The organism is Sodalis sp. RH15, assembly GCF_047324255.1.
Taxonomy (GTDB): domain Bacteria; phylum Pseudomonadota; class Gammaproteobacteria; order Enterobacterales; family Enterobacteriaceae; genus Acerihabitans; species Acerihabitans ligni.
Map to the genome: position 1 here is coordinate 2,450,833 of NZ_CP178738.1, position 16,494 is coordinate 2,467,326.

Annotated in this window: 14 protein-coding genes; 10 read left to right on the plus strand and 4 right to left on the minus strand. The window is 52.9% G+C overall.

The genetic code is table 11. The features are described from left to right. The first annotated feature begins 99 nt into the window (after window positions 1–99). The 7 genes from ACL2XO_RS11445 to ACL2XO_RS11475 all read left to right on the plus strand — a co-directional run bounded on the left by ACL2XO_RS11445 (window position 100) and on the right by ACL2XO_RS11475 (window position 9,684). Window positions 100–1,455, plus strand: coding sequence for an MFS transporter (locus tag ACL2XO_RS11445; RefSeq protein WP_413742739.1), 1,356 nt, complete (start codon window positions 100–102; stop codon window positions 1,453–1,455). Window positions 1,456–1,479: 24 nt separating this feature from the next. Beyond that, a complete protein-coding gene (locus ACL2XO_RS11450) occupies window positions 1,480–2,658 on the plus strand; it encodes an acetyl-CoA C-acetyltransferase (protein WP_413723983.1) in 1,179 nt (392 codons plus the stop codon). A 354-nt stretch (window positions 2,659–3,012) separates the two neighbouring features. Further along, the gene (locus ACL2XO_RS11455) at window positions 3,013–4,923 is read left to right on the plus strand and encodes an FAD-dependent oxidoreductase (RefSeq protein ID WP_413742740.1); all 1,911 of its coding nucleotides are present in this window, start codon (window positions 3,013–3,015) and stop codon (window positions 4,921–4,923) included. A gap of 208 nt (window positions 4,924–5,131) precedes the next feature. After that, entirely contained in the window at window positions 5,132–5,818 is a 687-nt protein-coding gene (locus tag ACL2XO_RS11460) for a 4Fe-4S dicluster domain-containing protein (protein ID WP_203521981.1), read from the plus strand. Then, window positions 5,815–6,753, plus strand: a complete 939-nt coding sequence (gene nrfD / locus ACL2XO_RS11465) for a cytochrome c nitrite reductase subunit NrfD (protein ID WP_413723985.1) — start codon at window positions 5,815–5,817, stop codon at window positions 6,751–6,753. The genes ACL2XO_RS11460 and nrfD overlap by 4 nt, the downstream gene beginning before the upstream one ends. Further along, a complete protein-coding gene (locus ACL2XO_RS11470; RefSeq protein WP_413742741.1) occupies window positions 6,754–8,139 on the plus strand; it encodes an MFS transporter in 1,386 nt (461 codons plus the stop codon). A 165-nt stretch (window positions 8,140–8,304) separates the two neighbouring features. Beyond that, window positions 8,305–9,684: a carbohydrate porin gene (locus ACL2XO_RS11475; protein ID WP_413742742.1), complete on the plus strand. Its 1,380-nt coding sequence runs from the start codon at window positions 8,305–8,307 to the stop codon at window positions 9,682–9,684. A gap of 60 nt (window positions 9,685–9,744) precedes the next feature. Here ACL2XO_RS11475 and ACL2XO_RS11480 read toward each other — a convergent pair whose 3' ends face one another. The 4 genes from ACL2XO_RS11480 to ACL2XO_RS11495 all read right to left on the minus strand — a co-directional run bounded on the left by ACL2XO_RS11480 (window position 9,745) and on the right by ACL2XO_RS11495 (window position 13,184). Continuing rightward, window positions 9,745–11,238, minus strand: a complete 1,494-nt coding sequence (locus ACL2XO_RS11480) for a sigma-54 interaction domain-containing protein (protein ID WP_413742743.1) — start codon at window positions 11,236–11,238, stop codon at window positions 9,745–9,747. A gap of 384 nt (window positions 11,239–11,622) precedes the next feature. Next, entirely contained in the window at window positions 11,623–12,126 is a 504-nt protein-coding gene (locus ACL2XO_RS11485; RefSeq protein WP_413723989.1) for a chromate transporter, read from the minus strand. Then, window positions 12,123–12,743 carry a chromate transporter gene (locus ACL2XO_RS11490; RefSeq protein ID WP_413723990.1) on the minus strand — a complete coding sequence of 207 codons (621 nt, stop codon included), beginning with the start codon at window positions 12,741–12,743 and terminating at the stop codon, window positions 12,123–12,125. Before ACL2XO_RS11490 ends, ACL2XO_RS11485 begins: the two co-directional genes overlap by 4 nt. Window positions 12,744–12,788: 45 nt before the next feature. Beyond that, window positions 12,789–13,184 carry a VOC family protein gene (locus ACL2XO_RS11495; protein WP_132922276.1) on the minus strand — a complete coding sequence of 132 codons (396 nt, stop codon included), beginning with the start codon at window positions 13,182–13,184 and terminating at the stop codon, window positions 12,789–12,791. A 179-nt stretch (window positions 13,185–13,363) separates the two neighbouring features. On the opposite strand from ACL2XO_RS11495, the gene ACL2XO_RS11500 reads away from it, so the two are divergent. The 3 genes from ACL2XO_RS11500 to ACL2XO_RS11510 all read left to right on the plus strand — a co-directional run bounded on the left by ACL2XO_RS11500 (window position 13,364) and on the right by ACL2XO_RS11510 (window position 16,475). Further along, entirely contained in the window at window positions 13,364–14,146 is a 783-nt protein-coding gene (locus ACL2XO_RS11500) for an IclR family transcriptional regulator (protein ID WP_203521975.1), read from the plus strand. 269 nt (window positions 14,147–14,415) lie between these two features. Further along, on the plus strand, window positions 14,416–14,940 hold the full coding sequence (locus ACL2XO_RS11505; RefSeq protein WP_413723991.1) for a tripartite tricarboxylate transporter TctB family protein: 525 nt from the start codon (window positions 14,416–14,418) through the stop codon (window positions 14,938–14,940). 23 nt (window positions 14,941–14,963) lie between these two features. Beyond that, complete coding sequence (locus ACL2XO_RS11510) at window positions 14,964–16,475, plus strand: tripartite tricarboxylate transporter permease (RefSeq protein ID WP_413723992.1); 1,512 nt, start codon at window positions 14,964–14,966, stop codon at window positions 16,473–16,475. Window positions 16,476–16,494 lie beyond the last annotated feature (19 nt).

The following is a 16,494-nucleotide window of genomic DNA, read 5'->3' on the forward strand; positions in this document are numbered from 1 at the left end:
CAAACCTATGCCGAAATGTTGGAAAACCTGCGGACCATCCCGATAAACCCATTACGCATCTCCGGGCGTGGCCCGACTGCGTACAACGAGCTTACCATTATGACTGGTCAAGAAAAATATCTGGCGCTGCCACCAAAGGCCATCGAACGCGGCACCGGTAGAGACGATCATCTTTCCGCCACCAAAAGCAGTTTCGGGCCCCATGGATGGACCATTATTTTTTTTCAGGCCCTGATGTTCTGGCTTGCCGCCGGTGCCGTCACCCACGGTCTGAATGTGATCCTGCCCGCCTTGTCCAAAACCTTTCAGCTGGATTACAACGCGCTGCTGGCGCTGGCGACCCCCGCCTCCTGGGCTTCAATCCTGGCGGGTCCCCTGTGCGCCAGATTGTGTGAAAAGAAGGGTCCCAAATTCAATATCGTTTTTTGCCTTGTCGCCTGCGGGCTGTGTTTTGGCCTGCTGGGTTACTGGGGGACGCTAACCGGATTCACCGTATTGTTTGCCGGGGTCTGCTTTTTCGGTACCGGCTTCGCCTATATGGGCGGCACCGCCCTTATCGCCAATTGGTTTATCCGTAAACAGGGCCTGGCGCTGGGCTGGTGCACCATGGGACAGACCTTTTCCAGCGCCTTCTTCGTGCCGGTGCTGGCCGGTTTCTTCTCGTGGTTCGGCGTTCACAATGGATTTTGGGGCGTGTCGCTGCTGATGTTCGCCACCGCGCTGTTGGTGGCGCTATTCGCCGCCAACAAACCGGAAGATATCGGCTGTGCGCCGGACAATGCGCCCATTACCGCCGAGGAACTGGCCGAACGGGTCCGCGAGCATAAAGACTATATCTGTCCGGTTACCACCGGCCAATTGCTGCGCATGAAGGATGTCTGGTTTATGGGCATCGCCACCGGCGGTATCTATATCATGCTGGTGGGGGTGGTGAGCCAGATAGTGCCCCGGTTGATGGGCATGGGCTTTGCACTGAGCACAGCCATCTTCTATATGACCCTCTCTGCGCTGTTCGGTACCTTGGGCGCCTATGGCTGGGGCTGGCTGAACCAAAAGGTGGGGATCAAAGCGGCCATCATGATTTACACCCTGTGGTGGATGGTGTCGGTGGTTATCAACATCTTCCAGTACAACGCGCTGACCTTGTGGATTTCCCTGCTGATGATCGGCTTTAGCCTGGCGGGCGCCACTAATTTAAGCACCGCGCTGATAGCCACTAAATTTCCGCGCAGAACCTATATCCGGGCTATCGGCATTATCGCGCCGATCCAGTCCATTGTGCGCTGTTTCGCTTTTTCCATTCTGGCGGTGGGGTTGACCTACTTGGGGGGATATGCCGGAGCCTATTTCCTGCTGGTGGCGGTAGGCGCCGTGACGCTGATTTTGATTTGGCAAACCGATGTGACGCCCGTGGAAACTCTGTCGTTTACCAGTCATGTTTCCCGGGAGCAATGAAATGCTATTCATCAAGAGGTCGCTATGATGGAAATTGTTATTGCCAGCGCCGTACGTACCGCAATCGGCAGCTTTGGCGGCGGTCTGGCTTCGCTGGCGGCTCCCCGGCTAGGGGCGCTGGTAGCGCGTGAGAGTATCAGGCGTGCCGGTATCGAGCCCGGTATGATCGACGAGGTTTTCCTCGGCAATGTCCTGCAGGCGGGATTGGGCCAAAACCCGGCCCGCCAGGCTATGTTGCATGCCGGCATCGATGAAAAGACCCCGGCGACCACGCTGAACGTTGTCTGCGGATCCGGCTTGAAAAGCGTGATCCTGGCGTCGCAGGTTATCGCTGCGGGCGATGCGCAGATTGTTCTGGCGGGGGGGATGGAAAATATGTCGGCGGCGCCCTATCTGCTGGATAAAGCCCGCTGGGGATACCGGATGGGGGAAGGGACGGTTACCGACAGCATGGTGCATGACGGACTATTTTGCAGTATTAATCAATACCATATGGGAATCACTGCCGAAAATGTCGCCGCCCGTTATTGCATCAGCCGGCTTGAACAGGACAGCATTGCCTTGCGCTCGCAGCAGCGGGCGGTGGCGGCCATTGGCAATGGCGCGTTTCGCCATGAAATCCTGCCGGTTATCCTGCACGGCAAAAAAGGCGACATCATTTTCGATACGGATGAACATCCCCGCGGGGATGTCAGCGCCGAGGGCCTGGCCGGACTGCGTCCGGCCTTTACGCCGGGTGGCAGCGTCACGGCGGGTAATGCTTCCGGCATCAATGACGGCGCGGCCGCGCTGGTGGTCATGAGCGAAGCCCGTGCTCGATCGCTGGATATCCGGCCCTTGGCGCGGATCCGGGGCTATGCCACCTGCGGCGTCGATCCGGCTTTTATGGGCATCGGGCCGGTGCCGGCGGTACGCGCGGCGCTGAAGAAAGCCGGCCTGGGCATGGGTGATATTGATCTGATCGAGGCCAATGAAGCCTTTGCCGCGCAGTTCGCCGCGGTGGGCCATGAGCTGGGGCTGGACGAGGAGAAGACCAACGTCAATGGCGGCGCCATTGCCCTGGGCCATCCTATCGGCGCGTCCGGCGCCAGGATCCTGGTAACGCTGCTCTATGCCCTGGCGGCCCGGGACAAAACCTTCGGTCTGGCGACCCTGTGTGTCGGCGGGGGATTAGGCGTGGCGGTGGTGGTGGAACGCCTTTGACTGCAGACTTGCCGTTAAAGGGAAAGGTTTTGGCTTTTAAAAAATAATGATAGAGGGAATATTGCCAGGCAAATGGGCAGGCTTTAATTCATAAATGCATTATTAATTCAAAAATACAGGGTTATTATTTTTGCGGGCCAGTGTTATATCCGGATCTTGACGAGTCTTTTTATATCCGGGATAGACGCCCGACCTAGCATAATAGGCGCGGTGAAGTTGGAAATGGCGTGAAATAGAACTAATTGCAATTATTTTACCTTATGTAGCCGATAAAATCGGATGCGGATTAATATTGGCACCAACTTTGCTCAATATCGTTGGTAAATAAAACATATATAAGCGGATCGATATTCTATGAAAAACGATTATGTGAAAAAAAGATTACCGGCTTTTGTTGCGCTCATTCTGGGCTGCTCCGAGGTTTTTTTTGCCAATGCGGCCGTTACCGCCGGCGATTATACGGCGTCGGCCAGAGGCCTGGAAAGCGATGTCAAGGTCACGGTTTCCATTGATCAAGCGGGAACGATTAAAAATGTCGTCGCCGATGCGTCCGGAGAAACGCCTGAATTGGGGGGCGTAGCCGGACCCCAGGTCGCCAAGGCCATCGTTGATCATCAAAGCCTGGACGTAGACGGCATGACCGGCGCCACCGAAACCAGCGATGCCGTAAAGCAAGCCGCCAAGGCCGCCTTGCTAAAGGCCGGCGCGGATATCGGCAAATATACCAGCGTATCGGCTAGAACCGCCGCTCCGGTCGCCGATGAAGAGAAAACGGTGGATGTCGTGGTGATGGGGGGCGGGACTTCCGGCACCGCCGCCGCGCTGGCCGCGGAGGAAAAAGGCGCCAAGGTGTTGGTGGTGGAAAAATCAGCGGTAGTGGGCGGCAGCGGCAATATGGCCAGCGGCTTTTTTGCCGTGGAATCTTCGCTGCAAAAATCCGAAGGCATGAAGTATACCGCCTCGGAGCTGACGCACAGGCTATTGGAATACAACCACTATCTATCCGATGGCCCCCTCACCGAAGCCATTGTGAATAAATCCGGTTCAACGGCCGATTGGATGGCAAAGCACGGCGTCAAGTTTGATATCAAGTCGGCGGCTAAAGATACCAATCAGGAACAGCAGGCCCATCGGGATGATCCCATTAAGTCGGATATATATCATCACTATCTCGATACCAACGCCGCATATAAAAGTCTGTACGACAGTTTCCTGAAGGCCGGCGGGGAATTGCTGAAGAATACCGCCGCGACGTCGCTGATTCAGGAAAAGGACGGCCAGGTTACCGGCCTCATTGCCAAGAAAGCGGACGGCGGCAAGTTAATCGTTCATGCCAAAGCGGTTATTATTGCCAGCGGCGGATTCGGCGGTAATGAAAAAATGGTGCGGGAAGTCATGAATACGCCGAATATTCACGTATTGGCCTGGCCGAATCAGGGTGAAGGCACCAGGATGGCCTGGGCGGCGGGCGGAGCGCAATGGAACCTGCATTCCGCATTAATTCATGCCTGCAAATTGGTGGGTATTACCTCATCCGCCACGGCGGATAAAGGAAATGCCGAAAACGACAGTCCGCTTATCTGGCTCTTGAAATCACCGCTATTATGGGTGGACGCCAATGGTCAGCGCTTTGGCGATGAAGGCCTGGTCTACGATACGGCCTATTGGGCCAACGTGTCGTATTCGGTGGGCGGTAAATATTACATAGTCCTCGATAGCCAGACGCTGAATGCCTATACCAAGAAATCATTCCCCTTCGCTTTATCCGGCGCGGGACCGGCCAATCCACCCAAGGGCGGGGATTTTGTGGCGCTGGCGGATGCCGCGGTTGACGGCGGTAAAAGTAAAAATATCTTCAAAGGCCAGACTATCGAAGAATTGGCGAAAAACATGGATGTGGAAGCCGGGCAATTGGAAAAAACCGTTTCACATTATAATGATTTGATCAAAGCCAAAGCAGACCCGGATTTTGGCAAAAAGCCCGAATATCTGGTTTATCCGGTGAAATCCGGTCCCTTTTATGCGTTCGAAACCCAGGTGGTCAGTTTAAGCAGTATCGGCGGGGTGAGGGTGAACGCCAAATTACAGGTCACCGATATCAACGCCAAACCCATTCCGGGATTATATGCGGTGGGGAATGTTGCCGCAGGTTTTTACAGTGGTCCGGGCTATCCCCCCTATGAAGGCTTAGCCAACGGCTTTGCCCTGAACTCAGGTCGTATTGCCGGAGAAAACGCGGCTAAAGCCGTCGCTATGGCGCATTAATAATAAGCCGGGGTGCTTTTGGGCGCGCTTAGTGCAATAGGGAATAAAACGGGGAATGGCTGATTTCCCCGGCCCCGGCCAGTTATTAAATATAACGTTGTTTTATTGAAAAATTTATTATTGAAATTGGCAGCAATATCGTTTGCCGCAGGATTGCGGTGAAAAGATATCGTATTGCTCCCGCGTTATTTCTATTAAAGGGGTTGGTATGGGCGTTTCGCGTCGCGGGTTTATTATGGGAATAGGCGGGGCCGCATTGGCGGCCAATCCTATTAACCGTATTCTGGCGGAGGTCATTAATCCGCAAACTCTCGTCATTGGTAATATCCGCTACGGCATGGTGCATGATGAAACAAAATGCATCGGCTGTCGTGCCTGTATTCTGGCTTGCCACAGAGTGAACAAGGTTCCGGCGGAGGTCACGCGGCTGGATATCCTGGATAACGGAACATACCGGGAGCTGAACAAGAACTCGCGGCAGTTTGTGCGTAAATCCTGCCAGCATTGCGATAACCCGCCGTGCGTGGCGGTCTGTCCCACCGGCGCGTCCTACAAGGATCCCAAAACGGGCATTGTGGATGTCCACCACGATCGCTGTGTCGGGTGCCGGTACTGCCTGGCCGCCTGTCCCTATCATGTGCGTTTTATCCATCCGCTATCGAAAACGGCTGATAAATGCAATTTCTGCCGGGATACCAATCTGGCCGCCGGCAAGCCGCCCGCCTGCGTGGCGATTTGCCCGGTGAAAGCGTTGACCTTCGGTAATCTGGACGATCCCGACAGTGATATCGCCAAACTTATCGCCAGCAAAACCGTATACCGAAACAAGCTGTATTTAGGCACTTCCCCCAAGCTTTATCATATTGCCGGTAAATTCGGAGAGATACGAGGATGAACACTGCCTTTCATTTCGATACCCTGGTCTGGGATTGGCCGATAGCGGTTTACCTGTTATTGATAGGTATTTCATCCGGCATGGTGATAATAGCCGTTTTGCTTAAAAGATATATCCTCGTGGCGAATGCCGCCGACGATGGCGTTATCAAAGCGACGACCATTATCGCGCCGTTGACGGTCATTTTGGGGCTGGTGATCCTTATTTTCCATTTGGCGCGCTCATGGACCTTTTGGTATTTGATGGTGTTTTATAATCCCCATTCGATTATGTCTCTGGGGGTGATGCTGTTTCAGATTTATATGGCGGTGTTGATATTGTGGATAATCGCCATTTATCAGGCAAAGATCAGCGATATCATCAATCTAGCCTGGGTAAGCCGGCTGGTGCGCCTCATCGCCAAAGGGGAACGCGGGCTGGATATCATTATGATCTTTTTGGCCGTCCTGTTAGGCGTCTATACCGGCTTTCTCCTGTTGGCCTTAAAATCCTACCCGTTACTGAACAATCCGGTATTGCCTTTGCTTTTTCTGGCCTCCGGCCTGACGTCGGCCGTTGCCATGGCGATTTTATGCGGCCTGATGTTTTATAAACAATCGGTCCATTCACCGTCACTGGCCTTTATTCATAAACTGGAACTGCCGCTTATCATTATGGAGTTCGGTCTGCTGGCGGTTTTTTTTATTGGCCTGATCTTTGGCGGCGGGCAGAAGGAAGTGGCGGCCGCCACCGCGTTAAGGGGATTTTGGGGCGCCGTTTTTTGGCTGGGTGTTATGGGGCTGGGGATCTTATTACCCATCGCCCTAAAATTGTTGTGCAGCGAACGTATCAAATTCAATAAGGCCTACCTGGTGACGATGTCCGCTATCGGACTTTGCAGCGTGTTCATACTCCGCATGTTTATATTGTATGCGGGACAGATGGTAATGGCATAGATGAATAACTCAACCTGGCTTCTGAGCATTGCATCATTAACATTTTTCATGCAATCACTGGATACCACCATGCTATATCTGGCTATCCCTTCCATAGCGGAGGCATTACACCAGTCCTCTCTGGGCATGGGGATAGTGGTTGTTTCTTATATGCTGACGGTGATGATATTGACGCCGGTGTGCGGATGGCTGGCGGATACCTATGGCTATCGGCGAATCTATCTATTATCGTTGGGCCTGTTTACTTTGGGGTCTTTTTTGTGCGCCTCGGCTAATACGTTAACCGGTCTTATTCTGGCGCGCTTTTTACAGGGCATCGGGGGGGCGTTAATGCTGCCGGTGATGCGGGTTGTCATTTTGAAAACAACCTTGCCGGCGGAAAAGCTATCCGCCTTGAATAAAATCACTTTATTGGGACTGGGGGGCACGCTGCTGGGGCCGCCGTTAAGCGGGCTCCTGATCACCGCCTTCTCCTGGCGAATGATTTTCCTGATCAATATACCCTTGTGCCTGATTTGTTTTATCCTGGCAAAAAAATATATGCCGGAACAAATAAGGTCACAAGGGCGGGGAAGCTTCGATACGATAGGATTTATGCTGGTGGTGCCGGCATTATTATTTATCTTGCTGGGTTTATTGGGTATCGGTAAACAATATTTTACCAGCATATGGGTAATAACATTTTTTTTGCTGGCAATGGTGTTGTTATACAGTTATAAAAATCACCAGGACAAAATACTTGAGCCTTTATTTACGCTTTCGTTGTTTAGGCACAGAACCTTTGCCGTGGGCATCACCAGTAATATTTGCGTACGGATTTTTTTAGCGTCGATACCCTTGGTGCTGTCGCTGATGCTGCAACTGGAATTCAAATATTCACCGGCGGGGGTCAGTATCATTATGCTGTCACTGGCGGCAGGATCGCTGAGCGCCAGGTTCCTGTTGCGACCGGCATTGGCGTGGTGCGGCTATCGGTGTTTATTGCTTATTGCGACGACGGCCAGCGCGACATTGATTTACGCCTTGACCCTTTCGCCTTTGAACGGTTCGCTGGATAGTATTGTTGTATTGATATTTGTGCTGGGGATTTTTACCTCTGTGCTGTATGCCACCATGAATACTTTGACGTTCAGTGAGTTGACGGATGAAACCTATAACGACGGCAATAGCCTGCTTATATTGAGTCAATTACTTTCAATCATAATAAGCGTTACGTTAACATTCGCGTTGCTTCGTTATGTTAATTACGCAGATAATGCAAGGGGGTTAGAAAATTACCATGTGTCATTTTTATTAATGAGCCTGGGGCTGTTTTTATGTTGCTTCATTTTTTTACGATTGGATAAAAATGATGGCGATATTTTTATTCAAAGGACGCAGAAATAAAAAATGCGGCAATACAATAAATAATCCAGCCTGCCGGTAACATCGGCTGGGCATGTTGACCTAATGATTTTAGCAAGACGTACCTTATAAATGATAACCAGAGTCGGATAAAAACGCGCTGATAACTCGGCCGTTTCCGTCCTATTACCTCAATGGGATAGAACAATGAAAATCACACATCATAATATATTTACCAGAATGCTATGTTCCGGCGCGATCCTGTGCGGCATGGTGCTGACGAGCAACACAGCGCTTGCCGCCGGCGACGCGGAATCTTCTGACCGCCCGTTGTCCGACGCGGGGGCATGGCTGTCTGAGCACGGCGTCACCCCGCATATCATGGCGTCCCAGCTTTGGTTGGGCAATCCCAGCGCGGGGACCTCAACCAATGAGCAGCAATCATATACGATGTTTTTCGCCGGCGCGGATTTCGATCTGGACCGCATGGGGCTGATTCCCGGCGGCACCGTCCACTTCATGCAGCTGTGGGTGCCCTTTAGCAGTAATACCTTATATGGCAATAACGCCGGCGGCATGCTGGCCGGCGATCCGCCGCCCTATATCCCCAAGGTGGCGCACCTGCTGCGTTTTGGCTATGAACAGAAACTGTTCAACGACCGGCTGTCCATTGAGGTCGGCAAGAGCAACCCCGGCCAGTTTGTCGGCTTCACCAACTGTAATATACAGTCGTCCTGCGTCAATACCGTACTTAATAAAACGGCGGGTTTTGCACCCGCGCCTTATGCCGGCTGGGGTGCACATGCCAGCTACCACTTTACGCCGGAGCTGGAGTCTAACATTGGCGTCTGGCGCACTTATCAGGCGTTTCCGTTCACCAACGGCTGGGAACGATGGGACGACGACTACGATTCCGGTAGTACCCTGTGGGTCGCCAACGTAGCGCGGCGAGTTAGCTGGCAGCAGGAACCCTATCCCTTCAACTGGGAGGCGCTGGCGTTTCACAACAATCTGCAATACAACGACGCCTACTCCACGGTGAACGGCACCTCAAAGGTATACGACAGCAGCGCCGCGGTGCTCACCCACAAAAACGTCTCCGGCTTCTATCTCACGGCAAAAAAAGCCTTATGGCGGCGTGACGGCGGAGCCGATCTCCGCAATCCCGCGCCCAGCGCCGTGAGCCTGCACGGCAGTTGGTCGCAAACCTTGCAATCGGATGCCTACACGGGGATAGCCACGCTGGCCGACGCCGGGCTTATCTGGTCGGGACCCTGGCAGAGCCGCCCCTTTGACAGTTATGGTTTGACGTTCCGCTGGGGCAGGCTGACGGACGGAGAACACCGCTACTTGCAGGATATGTTCGATTCCCAGGGCGGAACGGGCTGGTCGGTGCCGCGCAACGAGCAGCAGTTGAGCATTGATGCGTCCTTTATGGTGACGCCGGAGGTCAATTTGACGATGACCGGCTCTCGTGTCTGGAACAACACCAACTTCCAGTATCCCTATACCAACGTCAAATCGGAGGATGGCTACACATTCTGGCTTCAGGTCAACGTGATGCTGGATAAACTGCTGGGTTTGTGACCGGGGCGGACAGCGATATTGCCGGCGCGGCCTGGCGCCGGCAATGCATGTTTACCGCTATCATCCCTGATAGCAGACCGGCTCCGTATCATGGCTGGATCGTCTGCGCCCGATGCCCAGGGATTGCAGTTTCCTGACGATTGTGGGTTGGGAAACCCCCAGGGCGGCGGCAATAAGATAGGTGGTTTTATATTTTTCCACTGCCAACATCAGCACGGTCCTTTCGACGGACGACATAATGTCCGCCAGGGATTTGTTATCCCGCATTTGTTTTGCACAAAAATCGAATAGCTCATCGTCGATACTATCGGTGCACGATAGGTGATTGTTTTTATTTAACAGCGGCGAGATCATCTCTTCCGTGATAAAGTTTTCCTCGGAACAAATGTACAAATATTCAATGATATTTTCCAATTCTCGGATATTTCCAGGCCAAGGGTAATCAACTAATGTTTTCAATGTTTGTGGTGTGAATCTGATGATTCTGTTATAAACGGCATCAAATTTATGCAGAAAGTATTCAATCAATATCGGAATGTCAGACGCTCTTTCCCTTAAGGGAGGAAGGTGGATGGGAATAAGGCTAAGTCGGTAAAAGAGATCCGCACGAAATTGCTTTTCAGCAATTTTTTTATCCAGATCTGAATTAGTCGCGGCAATGATCCGTATGTTTAAGCCGATAGGCTTCGTGCCGCCCAAACGAACGATCTCTTTTTGCTGCAAGACGCGCAATAGTTTTGCCTGGGCCTCAAAAGGCAAATCGCCAATCTCATCAAGGAATATTGTTCCTCCGTTCGCCTGCTCGAAAAAGCCGGCTCTGCTTGACGTGGCGCCGGTGAACGCCCCTTTTTCATAACCAAACAGTTCTCCTTCTATAAGGGCGGTCGGTATCGCCGAACAATTGAGTTTGATAAAGGGTCTGCCCGCTCGTGAGCTCAATCTTTGGATATTCTCGGCAACCACTTCTTTACCTGTGCCGGATTCCCCACGAATTAAAATAGTCGCGTCTGTTCTTGCGACTCTTAACATGATCCGCTTCAGCTCTTCCATGGGCTTGCTGATACCGATTAAATTGTCAACGGGCGGGGGGGCAGGTAAACGCTTTTTTCCCAGCAAATCATGATAAGAATCGAAGGAATAAATTGGATAATTAAATTTGGCATGTAATTTTTGAAAAAAGGATTCTGCATAGAGAATGGAAACCACGTGCTCAATCTCGTTTTCTTCATCGAGCACCGGCATGCCGGACACAAAAGCCATTTTTTCGGGCAAAAGATGATGGACGAAAAAAGCCATTGCCTCTTTTTTTTGTTTCAACACTTCTGTGGTAATCGCATGTTTGAAATATTTTCCTTCTTTAATGATATCGTCGATAGTTCGGCCTAGGATCGCCTCAGCGTCTATGATGGGATTTTCACGTAGGTAAGCCTGGTTGATATATTCCGTGACGCCGCTTGAGTCAGTGATGTAGATGGGGCACTCCAGGGTGTCGACGATTTTTTTGAAATCAATGGCGGTCTCGTTAGCCGATTGAATAAAATTTCCGCTGGACATGGTGACCCTCATGAAAAACTGTGATTGAGAAAAAATCCTGTCTTAAGTCAAAGGACCTGGAGCCGGCATGGATGTCCTGGAGCTTTGACGCTGATACAGTATTGTATTAATAAAATACAATAATTAATGTTAGGTGAGGTTATAAATAAAATAGATTGCGGGTTATGTGAAATAAATCACATATCTCCGCCAGCCAGACCGGCCGTCAATATTTTTGATATTAAGTAATATGATTGTAATAAGAATAATAAAATGATGTTGAATATGGAGCGCTTTGTGTTATTAAGCAGTTCGTTCCCGCAAGAAAAAGAGATGATCTGAAACGAATAAACGATGCTTCATGTCATTAAATTTGCGGGATAACCGGATAGCGGGGTTTAGCCGTTACCTCACCACCAGTCCGATGACCAGCGCAATGCCGATGCCCACCAGAGGCGAGGCGCGGCACGATAACACTATCGCGCCCATGATAACCATCGCCACGCCCAGCAGATCCGTGGCGGCATGTGCGGCAAGGGCCGCGCTGGAGGGAATGAGCAGCGCGATGACCGACAGGCTCAGGGAGTGCATGACCGCGCGAAAGCGTGGCAGATGTAACAGTCGGCTGCGGAGGTTTTCAAGTATGATAACCAGAAAGGGGGGAATAACCAGCGCCAGCGTGGCCGCGCCGGCACCTTTGATACCGCCGATGAAGTAACCCGCCACTACCAGGTAGAGACCGTTGGGACCGGGTGAAATATTGCCGATGGCGAGGGCATGCAGCAGCAGGTTGTCGGCCGGCAGCCCGGCGCTTTGGATCTGGCCGCGCAGGATGGGCAGGGAGCTAAGACCGCCGAAGCCGATAAGATTTGCCGCCAGTACTACCAGAAAAATCCGCTCCAGGCTCATGGTTCAGGTCGCTCCCCTGAAGACTCCTCCGGGGGGTGTTTTTCCAGTTTATTGAACAGGCCGGGCAACAGCAACGCAAGTACGATGGCTATTCCCATGACCATAAGCGGATTGGCCACCAGAAACGCCAGGCCGGTGTAAGCCATCACGATGACCGTGGTGAGCACAACACGGCGCCCGGCAAAAGAGTCCCGCAGCAGTTGCAGCGTCATCGCAATGGCGAAGCCGGCCGATGCGGCAACGATGGCGTGCAGGGGCGTGACGGTGGAGGGCAGGCCGTTGATGAATTGATAAAGTTTCGACAGGGCGAGGGTGATGGCGAGTGCGGGCGTCAGCAGTCCCGCCAGTCCGGCGAACATGCCGGGGACACCGGCCACCGCGCGGCCGACAAGCAGGGTTTGCGCCAGGATACTGATGCCGGGCGTCAGGCGCGACAGCACCACGATATCGAGAAACTGCTGTTCGTTCATCCAGCCGTGGCGGATGCAGGCTTGGCGCATGGCGGCGATGGTAGCGCTTCCGCCGCCAAACGCGGTCGAGCCTATTTTTGCAAAGACGACCAACACTGCCAAGGCACCGGACAAGGGGTGGCGATGCTGGGTCCGTCGTCTTTGCATTGCCCCCTCTCTTATCCAGGTGACTACTGTCGGCGATGTTTAAACCTAGAATTTCCAGCTACGATCGATGGTGGCGATGTCGATTTCAACGCCGTCCGGATCCAGGAATTTGAAGAAACGCGGCGGCACTTGCTCTTTATCTTCACCGTACCACTGGATGCCGTATTCCTTTAATGCTTCCATGACGCCGACGATGTTATCGGTTTCGACACCGATGTGATTTGGGCCTAAAGTACCTTGAGCCCATGGAGCGAATTCCACGCGTTCATCCGGACACAGCAGCGAATAGTTAACTTCACCGTCGCTCATGTCGATAGCTCTACCCGGATAATGACCTGGAGTACGTGCTGGACCCAGTCGTTTGAAGCCGAGCACTTTTTCATAAAAAGTGGCGGCTTTTTCCAGATCTTTGGTTACTACACCTATATGGCGAATACGCATCCCATCTCTCCTCTATACTGACAATGTCTTCTATAAGGAAACTATGTCCTCCGTAAGGACAAGCTGGATATTGCAACGTACTTTGCATGAAGTCAAGACTGAGATGTTCTTGTTGTGGACAAAAGATCACAAAATTGACAATATTGTCTGGCATACAGAATATAACAAAGGGGTGATATGTGCGCGACGGTCCAAATTCCAGCGGTGGCAGCGAGCCAAGCTACCCCATCTCTTCGGTAGATAATGCGCTTCGCCTGTTGCTGCTGTTCCGCGAGCAACAGAGTATGCGCCTAACCGAGGCCTGCAACTATCTTGGGGTGGCCCATTCCACCGCTCATCGTTTGCTGGCGATGCTGATTCATCGGGGGTTCGTCCGGCAGGACGATACCAGGGCGTACCGGCCGGGGCCGATGCTGGTTGAGATCGGGCTGGCGGTGGTGCAAAAAATGGATGTCAGGATGCATGCGCGTCCGTTTCTGGAAAAACTGGCGGCCAAATTTGGAGAAACTGTCCATCTGGTGACACTGGAGGGGGACAAGGTGCGTTATATCGACGCGGTGGAGAGCGATCGGACGCTGCGGGTGATAGCCCGCACAGGCCAGATCCTCTATGCCCACTGCACCTCGGCGGGCAAAGCGATGCTGGGGGAACTGACGCCGGAACAGGTTCGCACTTTGTACGCTAATAAGAAACTGCTGCCGCAAACCTCCAGCTCCATCAAGTCCATGGATGCCCTGGAAAGCGCGTTGGACGATGTGCGCAGCCTGGGTTACGCCACCAATTATGAAGAAAGCGAAGAGGGAGTGGGTTCGGTGGCCATCGCCCTGGTGAACGCGGCCAATCGGCCTGTGGCCTCCATGGCGGTAGCGGTGCCCGTGACCAGGCTGGTGCCTGAGATGCAGGCCAATATTGTCAAGGCTTTGAAGGAGGTACGGCAGCAGTTCCGCGATCTGCCGGTTTGATTTATTTTATATGAATCAGCATAAGGCGGGATTATCGCCCTGTGCCCGGGACGGCATGACTGGATGACATATCGGTGATGCCGTTTTTTTTTGTAACATTTTTGACACCTTCCGGCCCGATTTTGGTCCTTCCGGCAACGGAAAAGATTCCTCCATCACATTGTGGAAAGTTAACCTGCAACTATTCTTGACGCCCGCTTCAATTTCTCTTATATCTCGGCAATGATGTCTATAGAAAAGAAATAATGTCTGGTATACGGAGGTATGGAATGCGTCGTGCTGATGTTGCGTTCGGAAGCGTGGTTGCAATAGTGGCGGCTGCCGTATTGATAATGGCTTGGCAAATGCCTTTTTATTTGAACAATGTCCCTGGTCCGGGTTTTCTGCCCAGAATCATCGCCTTTGTCTTGTTGATACTGGGAGTGATTCTTGTGGCGCAAAGCCTGCGTCCCTCAATACCGGAAGTCCGTGCGATAGGGGTGGTAAATCCTATCGAAACCAAAACCCACGGCAAACCGGATCCTAAAGAAATCGCGCCGCATTTTTTCCCCAAAAAGACGGTGGCTGTATTTATCGGATATGTGGTCGCAGTTCCGCTCTTCGCTTCAATCGGGTTCGTCCTAACGGGGGTATTGCTGATGGCGTATCTGCTGCTCTATGTGGAAAAACGGCGCAGTGTCGCATCGTATATCGCTCTGGTCGCCGTACCCATAGCAATTTACCTCCTATTCGTCCAGGTCCTCAGCATTGAGCTGCCAACCGGCCTGCTCAATACCGGAATTCTTGGCATCTGACGCGATAATAAGAGAGAACTATCATGTCCCTACTCTATAACATGCTCGACGGTTTCGTGGCGGCCTTATCCTTCACGAATCTGATGTGGATAGTGATCGGCGCATTATTGGGTACCCTGATCGGCATCCTGCCGGGTTTGGGCAATCCGGCGGCGACGCTGGCCATTCTGCTGCCCCTGACGTTGCGGCTGCCGCCCACCACCGGCCTTATCATGATGGCCGGTATATATCACGGTTCGAAATTTGCCGGCGCCACAACGGCGATCTTATTGAATATCCCCACCGAGACGTCGTCGGTGGTGCTTTGCTATGACGGGCACGAGCTTGCCAAGCAGGGACGGGCCGGCGCGGCGATGGGGATGTCCGCCATTTCCGGATTCATTGCCAGCACCATCGGCGTGATCGGCCTGACCTTTGCCGCGCCTGTAGCCGCCCGGCTTGCGGTACAGTTCGGTCCGCCGGAATTCGCCATGTTGATGATTTTCGGCCTGCTGCTGGTTATCTCCTTGGCGGGCAAATCCCCGGTAAAGGGGCTTATTTCCATGTTCTGCGGACTGCTGGTGTCCACGGTGGGGGCGGATATATTCTCCGGCGCCCAGCGGTTCACCTTCGGCAGCGTGAATTTGTATGACGGCATCGAATTTTTGGTCGTGACCTTGGGTCTGTTCGCGGTGGGCGAGGTATTAATCAATACCGGCAAAACCATGGAAAAGGCCAATCCGATGGCGGCGCCCAAACACCTGCGGGAATATTTACCCACCTGGGCCGACATTAAACAGTCGCGCCTGGCCATGGCCATCGGCACCCTGGTGGGGTTTTTCATCGGCTCGCTGCCCGGCGGCGGCTCCACCATCGCCTCGTTTGTGTCCTATGCCATGGTAAAAAACACCTCTAAACATCCGGAAAAATTCGGCACCGGCGTGATTGAGGGCGTGGCGGGTCCCGAAGCGGCCAACAATTCCGAATGCGGCGGCAGCATGATCCCGCTGCTAAGCCTGGGTTTGCCGGGCAGCGCCAGCACCACCGTGATGCTGGCCGCCCTGTTGTTATACGGCATTCAGCCCGGACCGCTGCTGTTCACCAATCACCCGGAAATCGTTTGGCCGGTTATCGCCAGTCTCTATCTGGGCACTATCGCACTGTTGGTCCTTAACTTGCCGATGATTCCGGTCTGGGTGCAGATACTGCGTATTCCCTACTGGTTGCTCTATCCCATCATTCTGCTGCTGGCGGTGGTGGGGGCCTATAGCGTCAGGGGTTCCATCTTTGATGTGTGGCTCCTGATGGGCTTTAGCGCTTTCGGTTACCTGTTCAGGCGATTGGGAGTACCGGCGGCGCCCATGCTGATGGCGTTTGTCTTGGGCCCCGAAGCGGAGCTCGCTTTCCGGCAATCCCTGATGCTTTCCAATAACAGATTGTCGATTTTTGTCGAACGGCCGATATCCGCCGGCATTCTCGGCGCCATCGTCCTGGTGGTGCTGTTCTCTGTATACAGTCGGATGAAACAGCGGAGCAAGGTCTTGTCCCCGCGCTAGAGCAATGGGTCGTATTAAC

Excerpts from the sequence above, each read along its gene's own strand:
- ACL2XO_RS11480 (WP_413742743.1), bottom strand. The coding sequence starts at position 11,238 with ATGTCCAGCGGAAATTTTATTCAATCGGCTAACGAGACCGCCATTGAT.
- ACL2XO_RS11505 (WP_413723991.1), top strand. The coding sequence starts at position 14,416 with ATGCGTCGTGCTGATGTTGCGTTCGGAAGCGTGGTTGCAATAGTGGCG.
- ACL2XO_RS11460 (WP_203521981.1), top strand. The coding sequence starts at position 5,132 with ATGGGCGTTTCGCGTCGCGGGTTTATTATGGGAATAGGCGGGGCCGCA.
- ACL2XO_RS11450 (WP_413723983.1), top strand. The coding sequence starts at position 1,480 with ATGATGGAAATTGTTATTGCCAGCGCCGTACGTACCGCAATCGGCAGC.
- nrfD (WP_413723985.1), top strand. The coding sequence starts at position 5,815 with ATGAACACTGCCTTTCATTTCGATACCCTGGTCTGGGATTGGCCGATA.
- ACL2XO_RS11490 (WP_413723990.1), bottom strand. The coding sequence starts at position 12,743 with ATGCAAAGACGACGGACCCAGCATCGCCACCCCTTGTCCGGTGCCTTG.
- ACL2XO_RS11495 (WP_132922276.1), bottom strand. The coding sequence starts at position 13,184 with ATGCGTATTCGCCATATAGGTGTAGTAACCAAAGATCTGGAAAAAGCC.
- ACL2XO_RS11470 (WP_413742741.1), top strand. The coding sequence starts at position 6,754 with ATGAATAACTCAACCTGGCTTCTGAGCATTGCATCATTAACATTTTTC.
- ACL2XO_RS11510 (WP_413723992.1), top strand. The coding sequence starts at position 14,964 with ATGTCCCTACTCTATAACATGCTCGACGGTTTCGTGGCGGCCTTATCC.
- ACL2XO_RS11455 (WP_413742740.1), top strand. The coding sequence starts at position 3,013 with ATGAAAAACGATTATGTGAAAAAAAGATTACCGGCTTTTGTTGCGCTC.
- ACL2XO_RS11445 (WP_413742739.1), top strand. The coding sequence starts at position 100 with ATGACTGGTCAAGAAAAATATCTGGCGCTGCCACCAAAGGCCATCGAA.
- ACL2XO_RS11485 (WP_413723989.1), bottom strand. The coding sequence starts at position 12,126 with ATGAGCCTGGAGCGGATTTTTCTGGTAGTACTGGCGGCAAATCTTATC.
- ACL2XO_RS11475 (WP_413742742.1), top strand. The coding sequence starts at position 8,305 with ATGAAAATCACACATCATAATATATTTACCAGAATGCTATGTTCCGGC.